23 protein-coding genes and 2 tRNA genes are annotated in these 20,208 nt (G+C 72.2%); 18 read left to right on the top strand and 7 right to left on the bottom strand.

Annotation, left to right across the window (positions count from 1 at the left end; translation table 11 throughout):
* Positions 1 to 177: 177 nt before the first annotated feature.
* The 11 genes from H305_RS0101625 to H305_RS44175 all read left to right on the top strand — a co-directional run bounded on the left by H305_RS0101625 (position 178) and on the right by H305_RS44175 (position 9,047).
* Complete coding sequence (locus tag H305_RS0101625; protein ID WP_028798870.1) at positions 178 to 609, top strand: roadblock/LC7 domain-containing protein; 432 nt, start codon at positions 178 to 180, stop codon at positions 607 to 609.
* Between the two features lie 2 nt (positions 610 to 611).
* The gene (locus H305_RS0101620) at positions 612 to 983 is read left to right on the top strand and encodes a DUF742 domain-containing protein (RefSeq protein ID WP_028798869.1); all 372 of its coding nucleotides are present in this window, start codon (positions 612 to 614) and stop codon (positions 981 to 983) included.
* Positions 961 to 1,560, top strand: coding sequence for a GTP-binding protein (locus H305_RS0101615; RefSeq protein ID WP_028798868.1), 600 nt, complete (start codon positions 961 to 963; stop codon positions 1,558 to 1,560). The genes H305_RS0101620 and H305_RS0101615 overlap by 23 nt, the downstream gene beginning before the upstream one ends.
* Before the next feature lie 60 nt (positions 1,561 to 1,620).
* Positions 1,621 to 2,256, top strand: a complete 636-nt coding sequence (locus tag H305_RS0101610; protein ID WP_028798867.1) for a GAF domain-containing protein — start codon at positions 1,621 to 1,623, stop codon at positions 2,254 to 2,256.
* Between the two features lie 367 nt (positions 2,257 to 2,623).
* Positions 2,624 to 3,652, top strand: a complete 1,029-nt coding sequence (gene tdh / locus H305_RS0101605; RefSeq protein ID WP_028798866.1) for an L-threonine 3-dehydrogenase — start codon at positions 2,624 to 2,626, stop codon at positions 3,650 to 3,652.
* 159 nt (positions 3,653 to 3,811) lie between these two features.
* On the top strand, positions 3,812 to 5,005 hold the full coding sequence (locus H305_RS0101600) for a glycine C-acetyltransferase (protein ID WP_028798865.1): 1,194 nt from the start codon (positions 3,812 to 3,814) through the stop codon (positions 5,003 to 5,005).
* 31 nt (positions 5,006 to 5,036) lie between these two features.
* A complete protein-coding gene (locus tag H305_RS0101595) occupies positions 5,037 to 5,942 on the top strand; it encodes a LysR family transcriptional regulator (RefSeq protein WP_028798864.1) in 906 nt (301 codons plus the stop codon).
* Between the two features lie 61 nt (positions 5,943 to 6,003).
* Complete coding sequence (locus H305_RS0101590; protein ID WP_028798863.1) at positions 6,004 to 6,564, top strand: helix-turn-helix domain-containing protein; 561 nt, start codon at positions 6,004 to 6,006, stop codon at positions 6,562 to 6,564.
* Positions 6,561 to 7,121: a GNAT family N-acetyltransferase gene (locus H305_RS0101585; protein ID WP_234020592.1), complete on the top strand. Its 561-nt coding sequence runs from the start codon at positions 6,561 to 6,563 to the stop codon at positions 7,119 to 7,121. Before H305_RS0101590 ends, H305_RS0101585 begins: the two co-directional genes overlap by 4 nt.
* 30 nt (positions 7,122 to 7,151) lie before the next feature.
* Entirely contained in the window at positions 7,152 to 7,511 is a 360-nt protein-coding gene (locus H305_RS0101580) for an MmcQ/YjbR family DNA-binding protein (RefSeq protein ID WP_028798861.1), read from the top strand.
* 120 nt (positions 7,512 to 7,631) lie between these two features.
* Positions 7,632 to 9,047, top strand: a complete 1,416-nt coding sequence (locus H305_RS44175; RefSeq protein ID WP_078628825.1) for an MFS transporter — start codon at positions 7,632 to 7,634, stop codon at positions 9,045 to 9,047.
* A 54-nt stretch (positions 9,048 to 9,101) separates the two neighbouring features.
* On the opposite strand, the gene H305_RS0101570 is transcribed toward H305_RS44175, so the two are convergent.
* Together H305_RS0101570 and H305_RS0101565 are read right to left on the bottom strand one after the other, a co-directional pair.
* Complete coding sequence (locus H305_RS0101570) at positions 9,102 to 10,013, bottom strand: transketolase family protein (protein WP_028798860.1); 912 nt, start codon at positions 10,011 to 10,013, stop codon at positions 9,102 to 9,104.
* A 23-nt stretch (positions 10,014 to 10,036) separates the two neighbouring features.
* Entirely contained in the window at positions 10,037 to 10,738 is a 702-nt protein-coding gene (locus H305_RS0101565) for a transketolase (protein WP_028798859.1), read from the bottom strand.
* A 151-nt stretch (positions 10,739 to 10,889) separates the two neighbouring features.
* Between H305_RS0101565 and H305_RS0101560 the strand changes: the two genes are divergently transcribed.
* Both H305_RS0101560 and H305_RS44170 read left to right on the top strand, forming a co-directional pair.
* Positions 10,890 to 10,963, top strand: a tRNA-Pro gene (locus H305_RS0101560).
* A gap of 391 nt (positions 10,964 to 11,354) precedes the next feature.
* Complete coding sequence (locus H305_RS44170; RefSeq protein WP_051370319.1) at positions 11,355 to 11,885, top strand: MarR family winged helix-turn-helix transcriptional regulator; 531 nt, start codon at positions 11,355 to 11,357, stop codon at positions 11,883 to 11,885.
* 377 nt (positions 11,886 to 12,262) lie between these two features.
* Here H305_RS44170 and H305_RS0101550 read toward each other — a convergent pair whose 3' ends face one another.
* Complete coding sequence (locus H305_RS0101550; protein ID WP_028798857.1) at positions 12,263 to 13,075, bottom strand: SAM-dependent methyltransferase; 813 nt, start codon at positions 13,073 to 13,075, stop codon at positions 12,263 to 12,265.
* A gap of 307 nt (positions 13,076 to 13,382) precedes the next feature.
* Here H305_RS0101550 and H305_RS0101545 point away from each other — a divergent pair, with 307 nt between their 5' ends.
* Complete coding sequence (locus H305_RS0101545; protein WP_028798856.1) at positions 13,383 to 14,570, top strand: thiolase family protein; 1,188 nt, start codon at positions 13,383 to 13,385, stop codon at positions 14,568 to 14,570.
* A gap of 113 nt (positions 14,571 to 14,683) precedes the next feature.
* Positions 14,684 to 15,457, top strand: a complete 774-nt coding sequence (locus H305_RS0101540) for a sulfite exporter TauE/SafE family protein (RefSeq protein ID WP_028798855.1) — start codon at positions 14,684 to 14,686, stop codon at positions 15,455 to 15,457.
* Here the strand turns inward: H305_RS0101540 and H305_RS0101535 are convergent.
* From H305_RS0101535 to H305_RS0101525, 3 genes are all read right to left on the bottom strand, one after another.
* Positions 15,446 to 16,234 carry an HAD-IIA family hydrolase gene (locus H305_RS0101535; protein WP_028798854.1) on the bottom strand — a complete coding sequence of 263 codons (789 nt, stop codon included), beginning with the start codon at positions 16,232 to 16,234 and terminating at the stop codon, positions 15,446 to 15,448. The genes H305_RS0101540 and H305_RS0101535 overlap by 12 nt on opposite strands.
* 80 nt (positions 16,235 to 16,314) lie before the next feature.
* On the bottom strand, positions 16,315 to 17,085 hold the full coding sequence (gene cobF, locus H305_RS0101530) for a precorrin-6A synthase (deacetylating) (RefSeq protein WP_028798853.1): 771 nt from the start codon (positions 17,083 to 17,085) through the stop codon (positions 16,315 to 16,317).
* A gap of 78 nt (positions 17,086 to 17,163) precedes the next feature.
* Positions 17,164 to 17,688, bottom strand: coding sequence for a DUF309 domain-containing protein (locus H305_RS0101525; protein WP_028798852.1), 525 nt, complete (start codon positions 17,686 to 17,688; stop codon positions 17,164 to 17,166).
* Positions 17,689 to 17,788: 100 nt separating this feature from the next.
* Between H305_RS0101525 and H305_RS0101520 the strand changes: the two genes are divergently transcribed.
* Positions 17,789 to 17,865: transfer RNA gene (locus H305_RS0101520), tRNA-Pro, on the top strand.
* 64 nt (positions 17,866 to 17,929) lie between these two features.
* Here H305_RS0101520 and H305_RS0101515 read toward each other — a convergent pair.
* Entirely contained in the window at positions 17,930 to 18,466 is a 537-nt protein-coding gene (locus H305_RS0101515; protein WP_095937919.1) for an NUDIX hydrolase family protein, read from the bottom strand.
* A gap of 255 nt (positions 18,467 to 18,721) precedes the next feature.
* Here H305_RS0101515 and H305_RS0101510 point away from each other — a divergent pair, with 255 nt between their 5' ends.
* Both H305_RS0101510 and H305_RS0101505 read left to right on the top strand, forming a co-directional pair.
* Complete coding sequence (locus tag H305_RS0101510) at positions 18,722 to 18,955, top strand: dioxygenase (protein ID WP_028798850.1); 234 nt, start codon at positions 18,722 to 18,724, stop codon at positions 18,953 to 18,955.
* Positions 18,952 to 20,037: a maleylacetate reductase gene (locus H305_RS0101505; RefSeq protein WP_028798849.1), complete on the top strand. Its 1,086-nt coding sequence runs from the start codon at positions 18,952 to 18,954 to the stop codon at positions 20,035 to 20,037. The genes H305_RS0101510 and H305_RS0101505 overlap by 4 nt, the downstream gene beginning before the upstream one ends.
* The last annotated feature ends 171 nt before the right edge of the window (positions 20,038 to 20,208 follow it).

The raw sequence follows: 20,208 nt of genomic DNA, 5'->3' as shown, positions 1-20,208 counted from the left end.
CACGGCGTACGCGCCGGCACCGCACGAGACACAGGGGACACGGCACACCCTGCCCGCGCCCGGACACGACCTCGCTCCCCGGCACGACGGGAGCGCTCCGGCCGGATGACCAGCCCCCTCACCACCCCCACCTCCTGCGCTCCCGCAGGCCTTCGTACCCCAAGGAGTCGATCCACCATGGCGAGCGATGCGCCGACCGGCCTCGTGTCCGACCTCGACTGGCTGATGAGCGGACTCGTACAGCGCGTGCCCCACACGACGAGCGCCGTACTGCTGTCCTGCGACGGGCTCGTGAAGTCGGTCCACGGTCTCGACCCGGACAGCGCCGACCACATGGCGGCGCTCGCCTCCGGCCTCTACTCCCTCGGACGCAGCGCGGGCGTCCGCTTCGGGGACGGCGGCGACGTACGACAGGTCGTCGTCGAACTCGACTCGACCCTGCTGTTCGTCTCCACCGCGGGCTCCGGCACCTGTCTCGCCGTGCTCGCCGGACGCGAGGCCGACGCGGCGGTGCTCGGCTACGAGATGGCGATGCTGGTCAAGAGCGTCCGCCCCTACCTGATGACCGCGCCCCGGCACTCCGTCGAACCCCCGGCGATGAGGCCTTGAGCGTGGCCGCGGCCGGGGACGGGCCTTGGCTCGACGACGCGGCCGGACGCCTGGTGCGTCCCTACACGGTCAGCAACGGCCGGACCCGGCCGACGACCGCGCTCGACCTCCTGTCACAGGTGATGGCCACCGGGGCGACCCCCCTCGGCTACCTCGGCCCCGAGCACACCCAGGCACTGGAACGGTGCCGGGCACCCGTCTCGGTCGCGGAGATCGCCGCCCACCTGCGGCTTCCGGCGGTGGTCACCAAGGTGCTGCTGTCCGACCTCGTCGACTGCGGGGCGCTCACCACCAAGCCCCCGGAGTTCCACCACAACCCCACTGACCGGTCTCTTCTGGAGGCAGTGCTCGATGGACTACGACGACAGCTCTGACCCGTTCCCCACCGCGCTGAAGATCTTGGTGGCGGGAGGGTTCGGGGTCGGCAAGACGACCTTCGTCGGAGCGGTGAGCGAGATCGCACCGCTCAGCACGGAGGAGCTGCTCACCACGGTCAGTGCCGCGACCGACAATCTCGACGGCATCGAGAACAAGGTCGAGACGACCGTCGCGATGGACTTCGGGCGCATCACCCTCGACCCGGAACACACGCTCTACCTCTTCGGCACCCCCGGGCAGGAGCGGTTCTGGTTCATGTGGGACGAGCTCTCCGAAGGCGCGCTCGGCGCGGTGATCCTCGCCGACACGCGCCGTCTGGAGGACTCCTTCGCGGCCGTCGACTTCTTCGAGCAGCGCGGTCTCGGATTCATCGTCGCGGTCAACGAGTTCGACGGTTCCTACCGCTACGACCCCGAGGAGGTGCGCGCGGCCATCGACCTCGACCCCGAGATCCCCGTGGTGCGCTGCGACGCCCGGATCTCCAGTTCGGGCGTGCAGACCCTGCTCACCCTGGTCCGGCATCTGCTCGCCCACGCGCCTTCCCGCGCCCCGAGCCACGGGGCCCACACATGACGTACCCGCCACGTCACGGAGCCCACGCATGACGCCATTCCCGAGCCACGGAGCACGCAGATGAGCTACGACCCGCCGCGTCCGGCCGGGCGTCTGCTGCTGACGCCGGAGGACAAAGACGCGCCGGCCCGGGTGCGGCGGCTACGTCTGCTGGGGCTGGGCACGCACGCGGAACCCGCCTTCGACGCCTTCGCCGACCGCCTCGCGGAGGTCGCCGCGGTGCCGTACGCCATGGTCAACTTCATCGACGAACAACGGCAGTTCTTCGCCGGCCTGCACACCCCGGACGGCAACGTGACGGGCGTCGCGCAGACCGTGCCGGACACCGGGGACGGCGTCGCGACGACCGCGGGCGCCACGGCCGCAACCGAGCCGGGCACGGACCCCGCCGCGGGGCGCTACCGGGGCCGCGACTTCGGCTACTGCCCCCATGTGGTGGTCCGCCGCAGGGCGCTCGTCCTGGAGGACGTCTGCGACTACCCGCGCTTCGCCGGAAACGCCGTCGTCGACGAGATCGGCGTCCGCTCCTACCTCGGAGCCCCGCTCATCGACCGCACCGGCATCGCCCTGGGCACGATCTGCGCCGTCGACGTCGAGCCACGCCCATGGGGGAAAGCGGGCCTGGAGACCATCAAGGCGATGGCCGCGGAACTCGTCGAGCAGATCGGACGACGGGAGGACGGGCGGACACTGTGAGGGCGCTCCGGCGTCGCGGCCCGGCGTCGGTCAGGGAGACGGCCCACAAAGCGCGACGGAGGGCGCACCGACACCTTCCCGGTCGCCGCGCGCATGGCGGTGGCGGCGGCGTTCCGTGCCGCACAGTCGCTGCGGGACGCGGCGCTCCGCTCGACGTGCCTCGGCTCGACCGGGGACTGGTCGCCGACTTCGAGCGGGGGCAGCTCCGCGAGGGGGCGTGAAGGAAAGCTGGGGCCGCGCTTAAGAAAACCTCGATGGACCAGGAGCACACGCGTACGGCAGATTTCTCGGGGAATTCACCCCTCTCCCCGGACCGGGCTCCTTCGGCGTGCCCTTTCCCGGGAACCTCACCCACAGGAGCCGTCGCGTGAAGGCGCTGGTCAAGGAGAAGGCGGAGCCCGGACTCTGGCTCACGGACGTCCCGGAGCCGCAGGCCGGCCCCGGCGACGTACTGATCAAGGTCCTCAGGACCGGTATCTGCGGCACCGACCTGCACATCCGCAACTGGGACGGCTGGGCGCAGCAGGCCATCAGCACGCCCCTGGTGCTCGGCCACGAGTTCGTCGGCGAGGTCGTCGAGACCGGCCGTGACGTCGCCGACATCGAGGTCGGCGACCGGGTCAGCGGCGAGGGCCACCTGGTCTGCGGCAAGTGCCGCAACTGTCTGGCCGGACGCCGTCACCTCTGCCGGGCCACGGTCGGCCTCGGCGTCGGTCGCGACGGAGCGTTCGCCGAGTACGTCGTCCTGCCCGCGTCCAACGTCTGGGTGCACCGCGTCCCCGTCGACCTCGACGTCGCCGCGATCTTCGACCCCTTCGGCAACGCCGTGCACACGGCGCTGTCCTTCCCGCTGGTCGGCGAGGACGTCCTGATCACCGGCGCGGGCCCGATCGGTCTGATGGCCGCCGCCGTGGCCCGCCACGCGGGAGCCCGCAACGTCGTGATCACCGACGTCAGCGAGGAGCGCCTGGAACTCGCCCGCAAGATCGGTGTGAGCCTGGCCCTCGACGTCTCGGAAGCGACGATCGGCGACGGCCAGCGCGAGCTGGGTCTGCGCGAGGGCTTCGACATCGGCCTGGAGATGTCCGGCCGCCCCGAGGCGATGCGCGACATGATCGCCAACATGACGCACGGCGGCCGGATCGCCATGCTCGGCCTGCCGTCCCAGGAGTTCCCGGTCGACTGGTCCCGGATCGTCACCTCCATGATCACGATCAAGGGCATCTACGGCCGCGAGATGTTCGAGACCTGGTACGCCATGTCGGTCCTCCTCGAAGGCGGACTCGACCTCGCCCCGGTGATCACCGGCCGCTACGGCTTCCGCGACTACGAGGCGGCCTTCGCCGACGCGGCGAGTGGCCGTGGCGGCAAGGTCATCCTCGACTGGACTGCTTGACCTCCGGCTCGGTTCGCCTCCGGGGCGCACAAGGCTGTGTCGAGAGCCCGACCGTGCTCGGCCTTCGGGCCTCAGCGCGCTCGCCCTCTCGGCACAGGTGCGCCCCTGCGGCTCACTCGCCCCTTGCACCTGCGCCCCCTGCACTTGATGGAGCCCCTTATGTTCGACTCCGTACGCGACGATCTCCGCGCCACCCTCGACGAGATCCGCGCCGCGGGCCTGCACAAGCCCGAGCGGGTCATCGGCAGCCCGCAGTCCGCGACGGTGAACGTCACCGCCGGCGGCCGCCCCGGCGAGGTCCTCAACTTCTGCGCCAACAACTACCTCGGCCTCGCCGACCACCCCGACGTCGTCGCGGCCGCCCACGAGGCGCTCGACCGCTGGGGCTACGGCATGGCCTCCGTGCGGTTCATCTGCGGCACGCAGGAGGTGCACAAGGAGCTGGAGGCGCGGCTGTCCGCGTTCCTCGGCCAGGAGGACACGATCCTCTACTCCTCCTGCTTCGACGCCAACGGCGGGGTCTTCGAGACCCTGCTCGGCGCCGAGGACGCGGTCATCTCCGACGCCCTCAACCACGCCTCGATCATCGACGGCATCCGGCTGTCCAAGGCGCGCCGCTTCCGGTACGCGAACCGTGACATGGCCGACCTGGAGGCCCAGCTCAAGGCGGCCTCGGACGCCCGTCGCCGGCTGATCGTCACCGACGGCGTCTTCTCGATGGACGGCTACGTCGCGCCGCTGCGGGAGATCTGCGACCTCGCCGACCGCTACGACGCCATGGTCATGGTCGACGACTCGCACGCCGTCGGCTTCGTCGGCCCCGGCGGACGCGGCACGCCCGAGCTGCACGGTGTCATGGACCGCGTCGACATCATCACGGGCACCCTCGGCAAGGCGCTCGGCGGCGCCTCCGGCGGCTATGTGGCCGCCCGCGCCGAGATCGTCGCGCTCCTGCGCCAGCGTTCGCGCCCGTACCTCTTCTCGAACACGCTCGCCCCGGTGATCGCGGCGGCCTCGCTCAAGGTGCTCGACCTGCTGGAGTCGGCCGACGACCTGCGGATCAGGCTCGCCGAGAACACCGCGCTGTTCCGTTCCCGGATGACCGAGGAGGGCTTCGACGTCCTTCCCGGCGACCACGCGATCGCCCCTGTCATGATCGGGGACGCGGCCGTCGCCGGACGCATGGCGGAGCTCCTGCTGGAGCGGGGTGTCTACGTGATCGGCTTCTCGTACCCGGTCGTTCCGCAGGGCCAGGCCCGCATCCGGGTGCAGCTGTCGGCCGCGCACTCGACCGAGGACGTGAACCGCGCGGTGGACGCCTTCGTGGCGGCCCGCGCGGAACTCGACGGCTGAGGAACCCCCGCGACCTGAGAGAATCGGTCGCATGATCGAAGCGCGGCGGCTCCACATCCTCCGTGCGGTGGCCGACCACCGCACGGTCACGGCGGCTGCCGCCGCGCTCTACCTCACGCCCTCGGCGGTCTCCCAGCAGCTGACCGCACTGGAGCAGGAGACGGGCCACCGCCTCGTCGAGCGCGGCGCGAAGGGCGTGAGGCTGACGCCCGCCGGTGAGATACTGCTCGGCCACACCCACGCGGTGCTGGCCCAACTGGAGCGCGCGGAGGCCGAGTTGGCCGCGTACGGCGCGGGTTCGGCGGGCACGGTGACCATCGCGTCCTTCGCGACCGGCATAGGCCTGGTGGTCGCGCCCGCACTGGCGCGCCTGTCCGGTACGGACCCCGGGATCCACGTCCGGGTGCAGGACGCCGAGGGCGACGCAAGCCTGCCGATGGTTCTCGACCGGCAGATCGACATCGCGGTCGCCGTCGAGTACCGGGGCGCTCCCGACGCCGACGACCCCCGCCTGACCCACGTCCCGCTGTACGCGGAGCCCTTCGACGCGGTCGTCCCGGTCGCCCACCGCTTCGCCGACGCCGACGAGGTGCCGCTCGCCGAGCTGGCCAAGGATCCGTGGATCGGCCCCTACCCGGGCAACCCCTGTCATGACGTGGTCGTCCTGGCCTGCGAGAACGCGGGCTTTCAGCCCCGTCTCGAACACTCCTCCGACGACTTCCGCGCCGTCGTCGCGCTGGCCTCGGCCGACGCGGGTGTCGCACTCGTGCCCCGCTCGGCGCTGCGCGGCATGGACCTCACGGGCGTGGTCGTGCGCCCTGTCGACGGCGTCGCGCCCACGCGCCGTGTCTTCGCCGCCGTACGCCGCGGGGCGGAGGGGCATCCGCTGATCCGGCCGGTCCTGGACGCGCTCACCGAGGCCGCGACCGCGGATTGAGGAAGCTGCCGTCCCGGATGCGGGATAGCATCCCGAATGAGGGACGTGAGAGGAAGGCGCCATGGGCGACGAGGTCGATGTCCGGCTCGGTGCCCGGCTGGCCGAGCTGAGGGCCGAGCGCGGCTGGTCCCTGGGCGAGCTGGCGGAGCGCAGCGGAGTGAGCCGGTCCACCCTGTCCCGCACCGAGCGCGCCGAGATCAGCCCCACCGCGTCGCAGCTCAACCGGCTGTGCGCGGTCTACGGACGGACCATGTCGCAGCTGCTCAGCGAGATCGAGCCGGAACCCGCCCTGCTGGTACGGGCGGCCGACCAGGCGATCTGGGAGGACACGTCCTCGGGCTTCGTACGACGGTCGGTGTCGCCGCCGCACGCCGGGCTGCGCGGCGAACTCGTCGAGGGGCGGCTCGCGGCGGGCGCGGCCATCGACTACGACCGGCCCCCCGTACCCGGCCTGGAACAGCACATCTGGGTCCTCGACGGAACCCTCGAGGTGACCGCTCAGGACGTCGTGCAACGGCTCGGCACCGGGGACTGCCTCCGGCTGCGGGTGTGGGGGCCGACCCGCTTCTGCTGCCCCGGCCCCGAGGCCGTGCGATACGCCCTGGTGGTGGTGCTGCCGTGACCGTCGTCGCCCGCCTGGACGCCTCCGAAGTCCTCGCCTGCGCGGAAGAGTTGGCCGACCTCCTCACCGACACCGTGCTCGGGGGAGCCTCCGTCGGCTTCCTCGCGCCGCTGGACCGGGCGACAGCCGTGGCCTGGTGGGAGGAGCGCGCCGCCGCGGTGTCGGCGGGCCGGCTCGCCGTATGGGTGGCCCGCGACGCGGACCGGCTGCTCGGCACGGTCGGGCTCGCCTTCGCGGACAAGCCCAACAGCCGTCACCGCGCCGAACTCGTGAAGCTGATGGTCCACCGCGACGGCCGGGGACAGGGCGTCGGCCGTACGCTCCTGACCGCCGCCGAGGCGGCCGCCGCCCGTTCCGGGGTCACCCTCCTGCACCTGGACACGGAGACCGACAGCCCCGCCGAGTCCCTCTACCGATCCGCGGGCTGGACCCGGATCGGCGCGATCCCCGACTACGCTGCGGACCCGTCCGGAGAGCTGCGCGCGACGGCGATCTACTACAAGCAGGTGGGAGCGGCGGCGCCCGCACCGGCCCCTCGAGCTCGTATCCAGGCGTGATTGTCAGTGCCTTTGGCTACGGTGCGTCCCATGCCGGAAGCCGAAGACGTACGCCGTGTCGCCCTCTCCCTGCCCGACACGACGGAGAAGATCGCGTGGAGCATGCCCACCTTCAGGGTCGCGGGCAAGATGTTCGCCACGCTCCCGGAGGACGAGACCTCCATCGCGGTGCGCTGCCCGAAGGAGGAGCGCGACGAACTCGTCCTGGCCGAGCCCGGCAAGTTCTGGATCGCCGACCACGAGGCGGGCTTCGCCTGGGTGCGGGTCCGCCTCGCCGCCATGGAGGACGACGTTGAACTGCGTGACATCCTCGCCGACTCCTGGCGCCAGGCGGCACCGCCCCGGCTGATCGACGCCTACCCGGACCTGGGCCTTCCGTCCGCCGACTGAAACGGCTCCGGCGGCGTCCGTGCCCCGTGGCATGATCCGGAAGCGTGAGCCGAGCGCACGGCGCCCGGTTCCGCGGGGGACGGACGGGGCATGGGTTGTCAGGGGAGGGGAACCAGCGGGATGGCCGGGACGTCATCGGGCGGGACATCACAGGGCGGCGAGCCGGGCGGCGAGCGACGGGACCAACCGTCGGACCGCGCGGGGAAAGCGCGACCCGGAGAGCGGCGGTGTCGCGACATCGACGCCGCCGGGACGCCCTCGCCCGTCTGGTCGCGGGCCTTCGCCCTCTTCTTCGTCGCACGCGCCCTCGCCAGGCTCGGCGACACCATGCTCCCGGTGGCGCTGGCCGCCGGACTGCTGCGGTACGGATACGGGGTCGGCGCGATCGGCCTGGCCATGGCCGCGTCGGCGGCCTCGTTCGCGGGCCTGGTGATCTTCGGCGGGGTCATCGCCGACCGGTTCAGCACACGCAAGCTCATGATCGGTGCCGATCTGGTGCGGCTGGTCACCCAGTCCCTCGCCGCCGCGCTGTTCTTCGCCGGCCACGTGGTGCTCTGGCAGATCTGCGTGATCGGCGCGGTCAACGGCGTGGCCGGCGCGGTGTTCCAGCCCGGCGTCGCCAGTACGGTGCCGCGCCTCGCCACCGACGTCCAGGGGGCCAACGGCGCCATCCGGATCGCCGAGTCCGCCGCCCAGCTCGCCGGCCCCGCGCTGGCGGGCCTGCTGGTCGCGTTCTCCTCCGCCGGCGGGGTCTTCGCCGCCCACGCGGCGACCTACGCGCTGAGCGCCCTGTGCCTGCTCCTGCTCCGGCTGCCCCCGGTCGCCCCTGGAAGCCGGTCCCACAGCGGCAGCTTCAGGGCCGATCTCGCCGAGGGCTGGCGGGAGTTCAGATCCCGCACCTGGCTCTGGGGCGTCATCGTCATCTGGTGCGTCTACATGATCTCCATCTGGGGGCCGACCGTCCCCCTGGTCGCCACCGAGGTGGTGCAGGAGCACGGCCCGCGCGCCTACGGCCTGGTCAACTCGGCTCTCGGCGCCGGCACCGTCATCGGCGGACTGATCGCGCTGCGGCTGCGCCCCCGCCGCATGCTGCGGGCCGGCGCGTTCGCCCTCTTCGCCTTCGCCTGCTTCCCGGCGACCGTCGGATGGGAGCTCGGCGTGGCGGCCATGTCTGCCGGCGCGGTCGTGGCCGGCGCGGGCATGTCGCTGTGGGGCGTCATGTGGGCGACGAGCGTGCAGACACAGGTGGCACCCGACGTCCTCAACCGCATCCACGCGTACGACGTCGCGGGCTCCCTGGCCATGATGCCCGTCGGCCAGGCACTGGCCGGACCGGCTGCCGCGGCGCTCGGCGCCGACCATGTGCTGCTCATCGCCGGCGCCATGACCCTCGTCGTCTCGACCGCCCTGCTGGCGGTGCCCGCGATACGCAACCTCGTGCGTGTCGACGGCCCCCCGCCGCTGCCCCGCCCGCCCGCCGCGACGGAACCCGTGTCCGCCGCGGCCGCCCGGCGGGAGGACCGCCCGGCCGTATGAACCCATCGGCGGGCAGCGCGCCGCTCACCCGTCGACCCGGGCGCCGGCGTTCGGTCATCCGTGGACCCGGGCCCCCAGGAAGGCGCCGATCCGCTCCCGCAGGGACGCCGGGTCCAGACCGTGAGCGGCGACGTGCTCCTCGACCGTCCCGTACCGGCGCAGCTCGCGGCGGCCCACGCCGAGGCCCAGGACCCGGTGCGGCACGTCGGCGAGCGCGTCGGCCGCCTCCTTCGTGGACGTGCCCGCCAGATACGGCTCGACGAGGACCACGTCGGTGCCCGCCGTCTCGGTGGCCCGGCGCAGCGCCGCCGCGTCGAAGGGTCGGACGGTGGTCGCGTACAACAAGGTCACGTCGAGCCCCTCGGTGGCGGCCAGCGCGGCGTCGAGGATCGGACCGACCGCGACGACCACGCCCGCGTGTCCCTCGCGCACGGTGCGAAAGCGCGCTCCGTCGACCGGCAGCCCCTGCGCGTTCGACTGCACGGACAGGCGGACGTACACCTTGTCGTCCCCGGCCGCCACCGCGTGGCGCAGCAGCGTCTCGGCCTCGTCGGGATGGCCCGGGACGTGCACGGTCCAGCCGTCCAGGGTGTCGAGAAGGGCCACGTCGCCGGGCGACATGTGGGTGAAGCCGCCCGCCGGCCAGTCGAAGGACGCGGCGGCACTGACGAGCACCGCGCCCGCGTCCTGGTGCCCGAGGTCCAGTTTGACCTGCTCGAAGGGCCGTTCCACGAGGAAGCCGGCGAAGGTGTGCAGCACGGGACGCAGCCCGGTCAGCGCGAGGCCCGCGCCCGTGCCGATCAGCAGCTGCTCGCGAATGCCCACGTTGACGACCCGGTCGGGATGCCTGCTCCTGGCCTCCGAGAAGCCGTCCTTGCCGATCTCGGCCAGGACGACCGCGACACGGGGGTCCTCGTCGAGGAGTCGGGAGACGACAGGGGCGAAACGGTCACGCATGGTGTCCATGGGATGTGTGTCCTTCCGTCGGCTCAGGCCGACTTCGGTTCGACCTGGGCGACGACCACGCGCGGACGTCCCGGATGGGGCGCCGTGAAGGCGGCGTACAGGGCTTCGTGGTCGCGGCCGTCGACCGTCGCCGCGGACCAGCCGGCCGCCTCGAACCGGGCCGCGATGCCGCCGGGGCGGGCGTGACTGGCGGACGAGTTGTCGACGACCACGGTGTGGAGCCGTTCCAGACCGGCCGGACCGGCGAAGGCGATCGCCTCGTGATTGCTTCCTTCGTCCAGTTCCGCGTCGCCGATCAGCACCCATACGCGAGGCTCGTCCAGTCCCTGCGCGCGCAGCCCGAGAGCCGTTCCGACGCCGATCGGCAGTCCGTGCCCGAGGGATCCGCTGCCGATCTCGGCGCCCGGTACCAGGACACGGTCGGGGTGGTGGCCCAGCGGCGACGCGTAGGAGCCGAATCCGGGCAGCCACGACTCGGGCACGAACCCCTTGGCCGCGAGCACGGCGTAGTACGCCATGGGTCCGTGTCCCGTGGAGAGCAGGAACCGGTCGCGCTCCGGATCGTCCACGCGGTCGGGCGCGACCCGCAGCACCCGGTCGTACAGCACCCACAGGACGTCCATGGTCGACGTCGCCGCGGGTCCGTGCTTCTCGTCGCCGGTCATCAGCCCCATGAGACGGGGCAGGTCCGTGTACGCGTACCGCTGCGTCGCTGTGATCGTCATGCCGACGATCGTGCAACCTCAACCAAACTTCAGGTCAACCCACGCTTGTCCCGGGCGCGGACCCGCATAAACGGGTGCGCGACCACAGGCACGAGTGCGGTATTGTTTCCGTGCACGTTCGGCCCGGGGAAACCCCAGGTCAGACGGGCACCGGGACGTGGCGCAGCTTGGTAGCGCACTTGACTGGGGGTCAAGGGGTCGCAGGTTCAAATCCTGTCGTCCCGACGGTGCGAAGGGTCTTCGCGGGCAAGAGCCCGCGGGGCCCTTTTTGCGTTTCCCCGCGACGGCGACGGCGACGGCGACGGCGACGGCGACGGCGACGGCGGGTGACGTGTGCCGGCCTGACGGGCGACGGTGACGTGTGCCGGCTGACGGGCGACGGTTGAGGGCGTGTGCCGGCCGGCGTCCGGGCCGAACTCGTGGCGCGGGCGGGCGTCTCCGGTCAGTCGGCGCGGCGGGTGAAGCGCGCGGGGCGGGTGCGGTGTAGATCGGTTGAATGCTGAATACATTGCGAGCTACTACTACGCAAGGTATTAGGTAGTTAGCGAGTTAATAGGTGGGCGGGGTATTCTCGGCAGTAGGTCAGGACTCGGGATCGGACTACGGGAGCCGGCGCATGGGGGCGTCCCAGCAGCCAGTGGAGCGGGCCGGGTGTCCCGGCGCGGCGGACCGGTGTCCGAGCGCCGAGGAGACCGACCTGCTGCAGCGGTGGAACGGCCTGGCGACGGGGTTCCGTGACCTCACGGACGAACTGCTCGCCGAGGCCCAGCGCGAGGTGGGGCTGCCGCCCTCGTCCCTCGAAGTGCTCTGCTTCCTGGTCGCCTCGCCGGACCGGGCCGCTCCGATGCGGCTGCTGTCCCAGACGCTCGGCTTCTCCACCGCGGGGACGACCGGAGTGGTCGACCGGCTGGCCGACGCCGGTCTCGTCGAGCGCCGCCCGTCCCGTACGGACCGCCGGGTGACGTATGCCGTGCTGACGCCGCTCGGCCGGGAGACGGCCACGACCGCGGCGAAGGTGTTCGCCGACGCGGTGCGGCGTCGTGTCGTGGAACCCCTCGGGGAGGAGGGCTTCGCCTCCTTCACCCGCGCCTTCGTCACGCTGGGCATCGTGGACGCGCCCTGCGAGGAGCCGACGGAGTCCTGCTGACGCCTGTGCCCGGGCCGCAAGGCCGTGCGCGGCGCGCCCTCCGGCCTGCTGGGGCCGGCCCTGAGGCGCGAGGTACCCGCCCGGTCGCGGCTCGTCGGCGGCGGCTCGTACCAGCCCGGTGCGGGTGCCCGCCGGGAAGTCGCTCGCCCCGTACGCCCGCCCGTCGCCCGCGCCCGCCGCGCGGTCGCTCACCCGGCGCGGCTGCTCACCGTCCCAGCGGCTGCTCACCCGGCGCGGCTGCTCACCGCCCTCCGCCCGTCGCGCGGTCGCCCGGCACTCGTCCTCCGCTCCCCGCCGCGTGATCGCCCTCCGCTCCCCGCCGCACTGTCGCCGGCCGCCCGCCGTCGACGGCGGGCGGCCGACCGGACCGGTGCCCGTCAGGCCTTGAAACCGACCCCGCCGTACAGGGAGACCGGCGCCTCGCCGATGGAGGTCTCGTCCTCCGCGAGCTCGGGATGCCAGTCCTTCACGGAGACGACGCCCGGTTCGACCAGGTCGAGCCCCTTGAAGAAGCGGCCGACCTCGGCGTGGGAGCGGCCGACGAGGGTCACCCCGCCCTTCGCGTACGTCTCGATGCCGCGCCGTACGTTCTCCGGCTCGAAGTCGGCGGTCATCGCCGACAGCGCCAGGCAGCTGCCCGGCGCCAGGGCTTCGACCAGGGTCTCCACCAGCTCGTACGCGCCGCTCTCGTCCGCGATGAAGTGCATCAGGGCGATCAGGGACAGGGCTACGGGCCGGTCGAGGTCGAGGACGCGCCCCGCCTCGGCGAGTATCTTCTCCGGCTCGCGCACGTCGGCCTGGATGTACTCCGTCACGCCCTGCGGGGTCCCGCGCAGCAGCGCCCCGGCGTGGGCGAGGACGATCGGGTCGTTGTCGACGTACACCACCCGCGCGTCCGGGGCGGTGCGCTGTGCGATCTGGTGGAGGTTGGGCTCAGTGGGGATGCCGGTGCCGATGTCGAGGAACTGCCGGATGCCCGCCGCGCCGACGACATGGCGCGTGGCCCGCTGCATGAACCAGCGGTTGCTGCGGGCGGCCCGTTTGGCGCCCGGATCGAGCGACATGATGTGCCGGCCGAGCTCCTCGTCGACCGGGTAGTTGTCCTTGCCTCCGAGGTACCAGTCGTACACCCGTGCCGGATGCGGCCTGCTGGTGTCGATCCGGTCCGCGGTGGACTCGGGCCCCGTCATGCGGCAACTCCTTTGCTAGACCTGCCTGTTCGCCCTGCCTGGGGGTGTTCGGCAGTACGTGCGAGCAGTCTGCCATCCCGGCGAGGCGCCAGGGGCCCGGGTGACGTTCCGGTGTCGGGGGAGCGGGATCTTCCCAGACGGCCGGGCGCGGGTCTATAGTCGAAAACTAGCAGTGCTAATTAATGTTTCCGTCCCTTCGCCGGTCCCCGCGATCCGGAGATCACGCGTTCGCGGGACCGGCGATCGCGTGATCCGCGCCCGCGTCACACCGTGATCGCGTGATCCGCCGTCCCTCAGGAGTCCTGTCGTGCGTCCCGTCCACTTCGCGGCCGCCCGCCGCACCCCCATCGGAAAGCTGCGCGGAGCCCTGTCCTCCGTGCGGCCCGACGACCTCGCCGCGACCGTCGTGCGCGGGCTGGTCGCCGGACTGCCCACGCTCGATCCGGCCCGTATCGACGACGTCTACTGGGGCGCCGCCAACCAGGCCGGCGAGGACAACCGCAACGTCGCCCGCATGGCCGCGCTCCTCGCGGGCCTGCCCGAGTCCGTACCCGGCGCCACCATCAACCGGCTGTGCGCCTCCGGCCTGGAGGCCGTCACGACCGCGGCCCGCGCCATCGCCTCCGGTGAGGCGGACATCGTGCTCGCGGGCGGCTCCGAGTCGATGAGCCGGGCGCCCTTCGTCCTGCCTCGCCCGGACGAGGCCCTTCCCCATCGCGTCGAGACGGTCGACACCCGGCTCGGCTGGCGCCTGGTCAACCCCGCGATGAAGGACCTGCACGGCCTCCTGTCCATGGGGGAGACGGCCGAGGAGGTCGCCGAGCGGTACGGCGTCTCGCGCGAGCGCCAGGACGCGTTCGCGCTGCGCAGCCACCAGCGCGCCGCGGACGCCCGCAAGAACGGTTACTTCGACGCCGAACTGCTCCCCGTCGAACGCCCCGACGGCGTCGTCGTCGACACCGACGAATGCGTACGCGAGGACACCTCGCTCGACAAGCTCGCCCGCCTCAGGCCGGTGTTCCGCGAAGGCGGCACGGTCACCGCGGGCAACGCCTCCCCGATGAACGACGGCGCGGCCGGCCTGCTGCTGGTCAGCGAGGACGCCCTGAACGACCTGGGGCTGGAGTCCTTCGGACGCTACGTCGCCGGTGCGTCGGCCGGTGTCCACCCCGACGTCATGGGCATCGGTCCCGTCCCCGCCACGCAGAAGGCGCTGGGACGCGTCGGCTGGGGCATCGGCGACATCCAGGAGGCCGAGTTCAACGAGGCCTTCGCCGCCCAGGCCCTCGCCTCCGTGGACCGGCTCGGGATCGACCCGGAGCTCGTCAATCCGACCGGCGGGGCCATCGCCCTCGGCCACCCGCTCGGCTGCTCCGGCGCCCGCATCCTCACCACCCTGCTGCACCGCATGCGCCGCACCGGCGCCGCGCGCGGTCTGGCCACCATGTGCGTGGGGGTCGGGCAGGGCAGCGCGGTCCTGGTCGAGCGCGGCTGAGCCCGTTGCGGGAGTTGCGGGCCCCGTTCACCGGCTGAGCCACCGGCGCAGGTGCCACCTGTCGAGACGCTCCTTACGGCAGCCGGATAGGTGCGCATAGCATCGGTTCCCGCATGAACACGATGACGCTCTGGCACATATCCGGCTGGGAGTTCGCCGCGCTCGCCTTCGCGGCCCTGCTCGTCGGCTTCTCGAAAACCGCGGTGAGCGGGGCCAACACGGTCAGCCTCGCCGTCTTCGCGGCCGTCCTGCCCGCCCGCGCCTCCACCGGCGTGCTGCTCCCGATCCTGATCGCCGGGGACGTCCTCGCGGTCCTCACCTACCGGCGACATGCCCACTGGCCCACGCTGTGGCGGCTGTTCCCGGCGGTCGCGGCAGGAGTGGTCGTCGGCACGCTGTTCCTGGTGTGGGCGGACGACGCGGTCGTACGGACCTCGATCGGCGCGATCCTGCTGCTGATGGCCGGGGTCACGATGTGGCGGCGGCGCGGGGCCGCCGCCGAGGACGAACCGGACGCCGTCACGAGCCGCGCGGGTCGCATCAAGGCTCGCTCCTACGGAGTCCTCGGCGGTTTCACCACGATGGTCGCCAACGCGGGCGGCCCGGTCATGTCGCTGTACCTCCTGTCGGCGGGCTTCCGCAAGCTCGGCTTCCTCGGCACGTCCGCCTTCTTCTTCCTGATCGTGAACGTCTCGAAGGTGCCCTTCAGCGCCGGACTCGGTCTGATCGACCGCCGCTCGCTGCTGCTGGACGCGGCTCTCGTGGTCTTCGTCGTCCCGGGTGCGCTCCTCGGCAAGTGGGCCGTGAACAGGATCAACCAGCGCTTGTTCGAGCAACTCGTCATCGCGGCGACCGTCGTCGGCGGCGTGCAACTCCTACTGCGTTAGCCCGAGCAGCTCCGGAAGGCCGGCGAACGAGTCGATGACGTGGTCGGGTTCGCCGCTCGCGGCCCGGTGCGTCTGCGGCAGGTACTTGCCGGTCCTCACCAGCACCCCTGTCACCCCGGCCCGTTGCGCCGCGAGGACGTCCGTCTCGATGTCGTCCCCGACCATCGACGCCTCCCGCGCGCTCACTCCGAGATGTGCGAGCGCCGCCCCGAAGAACGCGGCCGACGGCTTTCCCGTGATCACGGCCTCGGTGCGGGCGGCGGCCTCCAGCCCCGTCACGAAGGCCCCCGAGTCGAGCTGGAGACCCTCGTCGGTCCGCCAGTACAGGTTGCGGTGCATGGCGACCAGCCGGGCGCCACGCTGGAGTTGCCCGAAGGCACGGTTCAAGGAGGCGTAGTCGAACTCGGGACCGGCCCCGCCGAGGACGACGACGTCGGGAACCACGCCGGGATCGTCGACCAGGGTGACGCCCGCCAGGTCCTCGCGGATGTCGCCGCTGTTGAGCAGGGTGCAGCGCGCGCCCGGGAAGTGCTCCGCGAGGTGTGCGGCCGTCACCGCGGGCGCGGTCAGGATGTCCTCGGCGGTCACCGCGAAACCCGCGTCCGACAGCGTCCGGGCGATCGACGCCCGCGTGCGCGAGGTCGTGTTCGTCACCAGTGCCACGGGGAGACCGGCGTCGCGGATCCGGCGCAGGGCCCCGACCGCGCCGGGCAGCGGCTGCCACGACACCGTGAGCACACCGTCGATGTCGATGAGAACCGCGCGTACCGACTCCATGTCTGGACGATACCGACGGGCCGGTCCGTCGGCCGCTCGGCGACCCGGCTGCCCTCCCGCACGTGCCGCCGTCGCGCCCGTTAGTCCCGCGGGTTCCGGCGCAGCAGGTAGGTGTCCATGATCCACCCCTTGCGCTCCCGGGCCTCGGCCCGCAACCGCTCGATGCGCGGCGCCGTCTCGGCGAGGGGACCGGACGCGAGGATCTCGTCGGGCGTGCCGATGTAGGCGCCCCAGTAGATGTCGATGTCCTCGTCGGTGTACTGCCGGAAGGTCTGGTGGGCGTCGAGCATGACGACCACGTCGTCCACACCGTCGGGGAAACCCTCGGCGAGGCGGCGGCCCGTGGTGATCTGGACGGGCCGGGCGACGCGGTTCAGCCCCGTGCGGTGCCGTGCCACCAGGGCGGAGACGCTGCTGACACCGGGCACGACGTCGTACGTGAACGACACCGAGCCGCGCTCCAGGATCCCCTCCAGGATGCCGATGGTGCTGTCGTACAGCGCCGGATCGCCCCACACCAGGAAGGCGCCGCTCTCGTCCTCGCCGAGCTCCTCGGCGATCAGCCGCTCGTAGACGGCGGCGCGGGCACTGCGCCAGTCACCGACTGCGGGCGAGTACGCCGTGCCCTCGGCGGTCCGGTCGCGGTCCGGGTCGCGGGCCTCGACCAGTCGGTACGCCCCGTCCGGTATGTGCGTGTCGAGGATGTCACGGCGCAGCTGGACGAGGTCCGACTTCACCTCGCCCTTGTCCAGGATGAAGAACACGTCCGTGCTCCTCAGCGACTTGACCGCCTGCAGCGTGAGCTGATCGGGGTCGCCCGCCCCGATCCCGATGACATGAATCTTTCGCACACCCAGAGTCTGCCGCACGCCACCGACCGTGGACGCACCGCACCCGGGATCGGTCCGGACGCCGGTCCGGCGCAGGTGTCAGGAGCCCCGCCCGGCCAGCCGCGGAGCCGATTCCCGCGCGTCGACCGCCGTGCCCTCGCGCTCCACCGCGGCGGCCACGTCACGCGCCCAGGCGCCCAGTTCCCCGAGGTCCATTCCGTAAGGCCGCTCCCGGCCGGTCAGGGCCGACCACTGTGCGGTGCCCCCGGCGCCGCGCCGCAGCAGCCGGGCTCCACCCGTGACGTTCCCGCGGGCCGCGTGTGTGAGCCCCACCGCGAGCTGGGCCAGCCCGCGCCACAGCGCGCGCTCGTCCTGGGGGCCGGACTTCCAGGCGTCCTCGAAGACCTCGTGTGCGTGGAAGGGCTTGCCCGCGTCCAGCAGCGCCTGCGCCTCGGCGACGGTCTCCTCGGGGGTGCGCACGACGCCCTCCGGTTGTCGTTCCACCCCGTCCGCGCCGTACGGCAGCGGCCGTCCGAGGCCGTCGCGCGGCCGGGCGTTGCGCGCGCGGCCCTCTGTGTCCCGGTCGCGCCCGTCGTCCTGCCGGGCCTCGGATGCTGCGCTCATATCCCGATTGTCGCGCGTTCCGCGCCTCCTTCGGAGCAGCCCCCGGTGTGGGGTAAAGTTCTGTTCGCACGATCACGCGGGTCACCGTGGGTGAAGGCACCGGGACGTGGCGCAGCTTGGTAGCGCACTTGACTGGGGGTCAAGGGGTCGCAGGTTCAAATCCTGTCGTCCCGACCAGCATTGAAGCGGGTCGGAGGCCGTTTTCTCAGCGATGGGAAGACGGCCTTTTCCGTTGCCTCCTTCAGGACAGCCGGCCGACGTGGGCGAGCGCCTGCCTGAGCAGGACCCCGTGCCCGCCCGGCATCTCGTCGATGACCAGCGGCGACGACGCCTCCTCGGGACTGAACCAGACCAGGTCGAGGGCGTCCTGCCGGGGGCGGCAGTCGCCGGTCACCGGGACGATGTAGGCGAGCGACACGGCGTGCTGGCGCGGGTCGTGGAACGGAGTGACCCCCAGTGTCGGGAAGTACTCGGCGACCGTGAAGGGCTGGAGGGAGGCCGGCACCCGGGGGAGTGCCACCGGTCCGAGGTCCTTCTCCAGGTGGCGCAGCAGGGCGTCGCGGACGCGCTCGTGGTGCAGCACCCGACCGGAGACGAGGGTGCGGCTGACCGTCCCGTCCGGACCGATGCGGAGCAGGAGCCCGATGTGGGTGACTTCGCCGCTGTCGTCGACGCGCACCGGTACCGCTTCGACGTACAGGATCGGCATGCGGGCGCGGGCCAGTTCCAGCTCGTCGGGAGCCAGCCAGCCGGGCGTGGTTTCGGTCATGTCAGACATTGGTTGATCATACTTTCAGGGTGCCCTGCTTCATGTGTTCCGCGTCACGTGTGCCGCTCGGAACAGCATGTCATCGTGATCCGCCGGACGTCACCGGCTTCGGGAAGTGCTCCGGCCGCATCGTGTCCACGACCCTGCCGGGCGCCCCGCGTCGCACGCGAGGACGGCCCCCCGGGCCTCGGACCGGGGGCGCGCACGGTCTCGTGCCCGCGGCACATGCCTGGCAGGATGACCTGCCGGACCAGGGGAGCGGTAATGACGCCATTCACCACCGACATCACCCGGGCAGTCGGCACGTGCCTCGACGGTACGGCCGATCCGCGGCCGAGTGAGCTCCTGAGCGCGCTCACCCGGCACCTCCACGACTTCGCCCGCCGGACGGACCCGTCGATGCAGGAGCGGGAACGTGCCGCCGCCCTGGCGCGGGGGCCCGGAGTGGCCGGCCCCTTCCGGCACGCCTGCTTCGACCTGGTACTGGAGCCGCGATGAGCACCCCCCTCGAATTCTCGTACGAGACCAGGCCCGCGCGCGTCGTCTTCCGGCCCGGCGCCTCGGTGACCGCGACGCCGGGCGAGGTCGCGCGGCTCGGCCTGCACCGGGTGCTGGTGGTCTGCGGCGGCAGGGGCGAGACGACGGCACGGGCGGTCGCGGACGCACTGGGCGGCGACTGCGTGGGGGTGCATGCCGAGGCGCGCATGCACGTGCCGGTGGAGGTCGTCGACCGAGCCGTAGAGGTGGCACGCGAGCTGGGCGCCGACGGATGCGTCGCGGTGGGCGGCGGCTCGGCGATCGGCCTGGGCAAGGCGATCGCCCTGCGCACCGGTCTCCCGCTCGTCGCCGTGCCGTCCACCTATGCCGGATCCGAGATGACCTCCGTCTGGGGGCTCACCGAGCACGGCGCCAAACGCACCGGCCGCGACCTCGCCGTGCTGCCCCGCAGCGTCGTCTACGACCCCGAACTCACCCTCGGGCTGCCCGTCCCGCTCTCCGTCACCAGCGGCATCAACGCGCTGGCCCACGCCGCGGAGGCGCTCTACGCACCCGACGCCTCGCCCCTCGTCTCCCTCATGGCCGAGGAAGGCGTACGGGCGATGGCCGGAGCGCTGCCCCGGGTGGCCGCCGCGCCCGGCGACCTCGACGCGCGCAGCCGCGCGCTGTACGGCGCCTGGCTGTGCGGCGCGTGCCTGGGTGCCACCACGATGGGACTGCACCACAAGCTGTGCCACGTGCTCGGCGGCACCTTCGACCTGCCGCACGCCGCGACCCACACGGTGGTCCTCCCGTACGTGCTCGCCTACAACGCGTCCGCGGCGCCCGGCGCGCTCACGGCGCTGTGCCGCGCCTTGGGGACCGACGACGTGCCCCGCGCGCTGCGCGAACTGGCCGGCATGCTGGGCGCACCGCAATCCCTCGCGGAACTCGGCCTGAAGGAAGCGGACTTGACGGTGGCGGCCGCGCAGACCGCCGCCCAGACGTACCCGAACCCCCGTGAGGTCACCGCGAGCGGCGTGCTGGGGCTGTTGACGGCGGCCTACGAGGGCTGGGACCCGCGCAGCGAGACGTCGCACTGAGGGTGCGGCGAAGTCGGCCTGGGAAGTCGTCGGCCACTCGGCCTGAAGGGTCGTCAACTGTTTTAAAAGCAAGTGTGGTTGGTGCGAAGGGTGCCGTTCGGTCGTCGGGGGCGTGGCGCACATCACCCCCTGAACGGACCGAAGGTGAAGCAGTGCTTCACGGGTTCATGG

The organism is Streptomyces sp. 142MFCol3.1 (assembly GCF_000424945.1).
GTDB lineage: Bacteria > Actinomycetota > Actinomycetes > Streptomycetales > Streptomycetaceae > Streptomyces > Streptomyces siamensis.
This window is presented reverse-complemented; position numbering and strand designations above follow the sequence as displayed.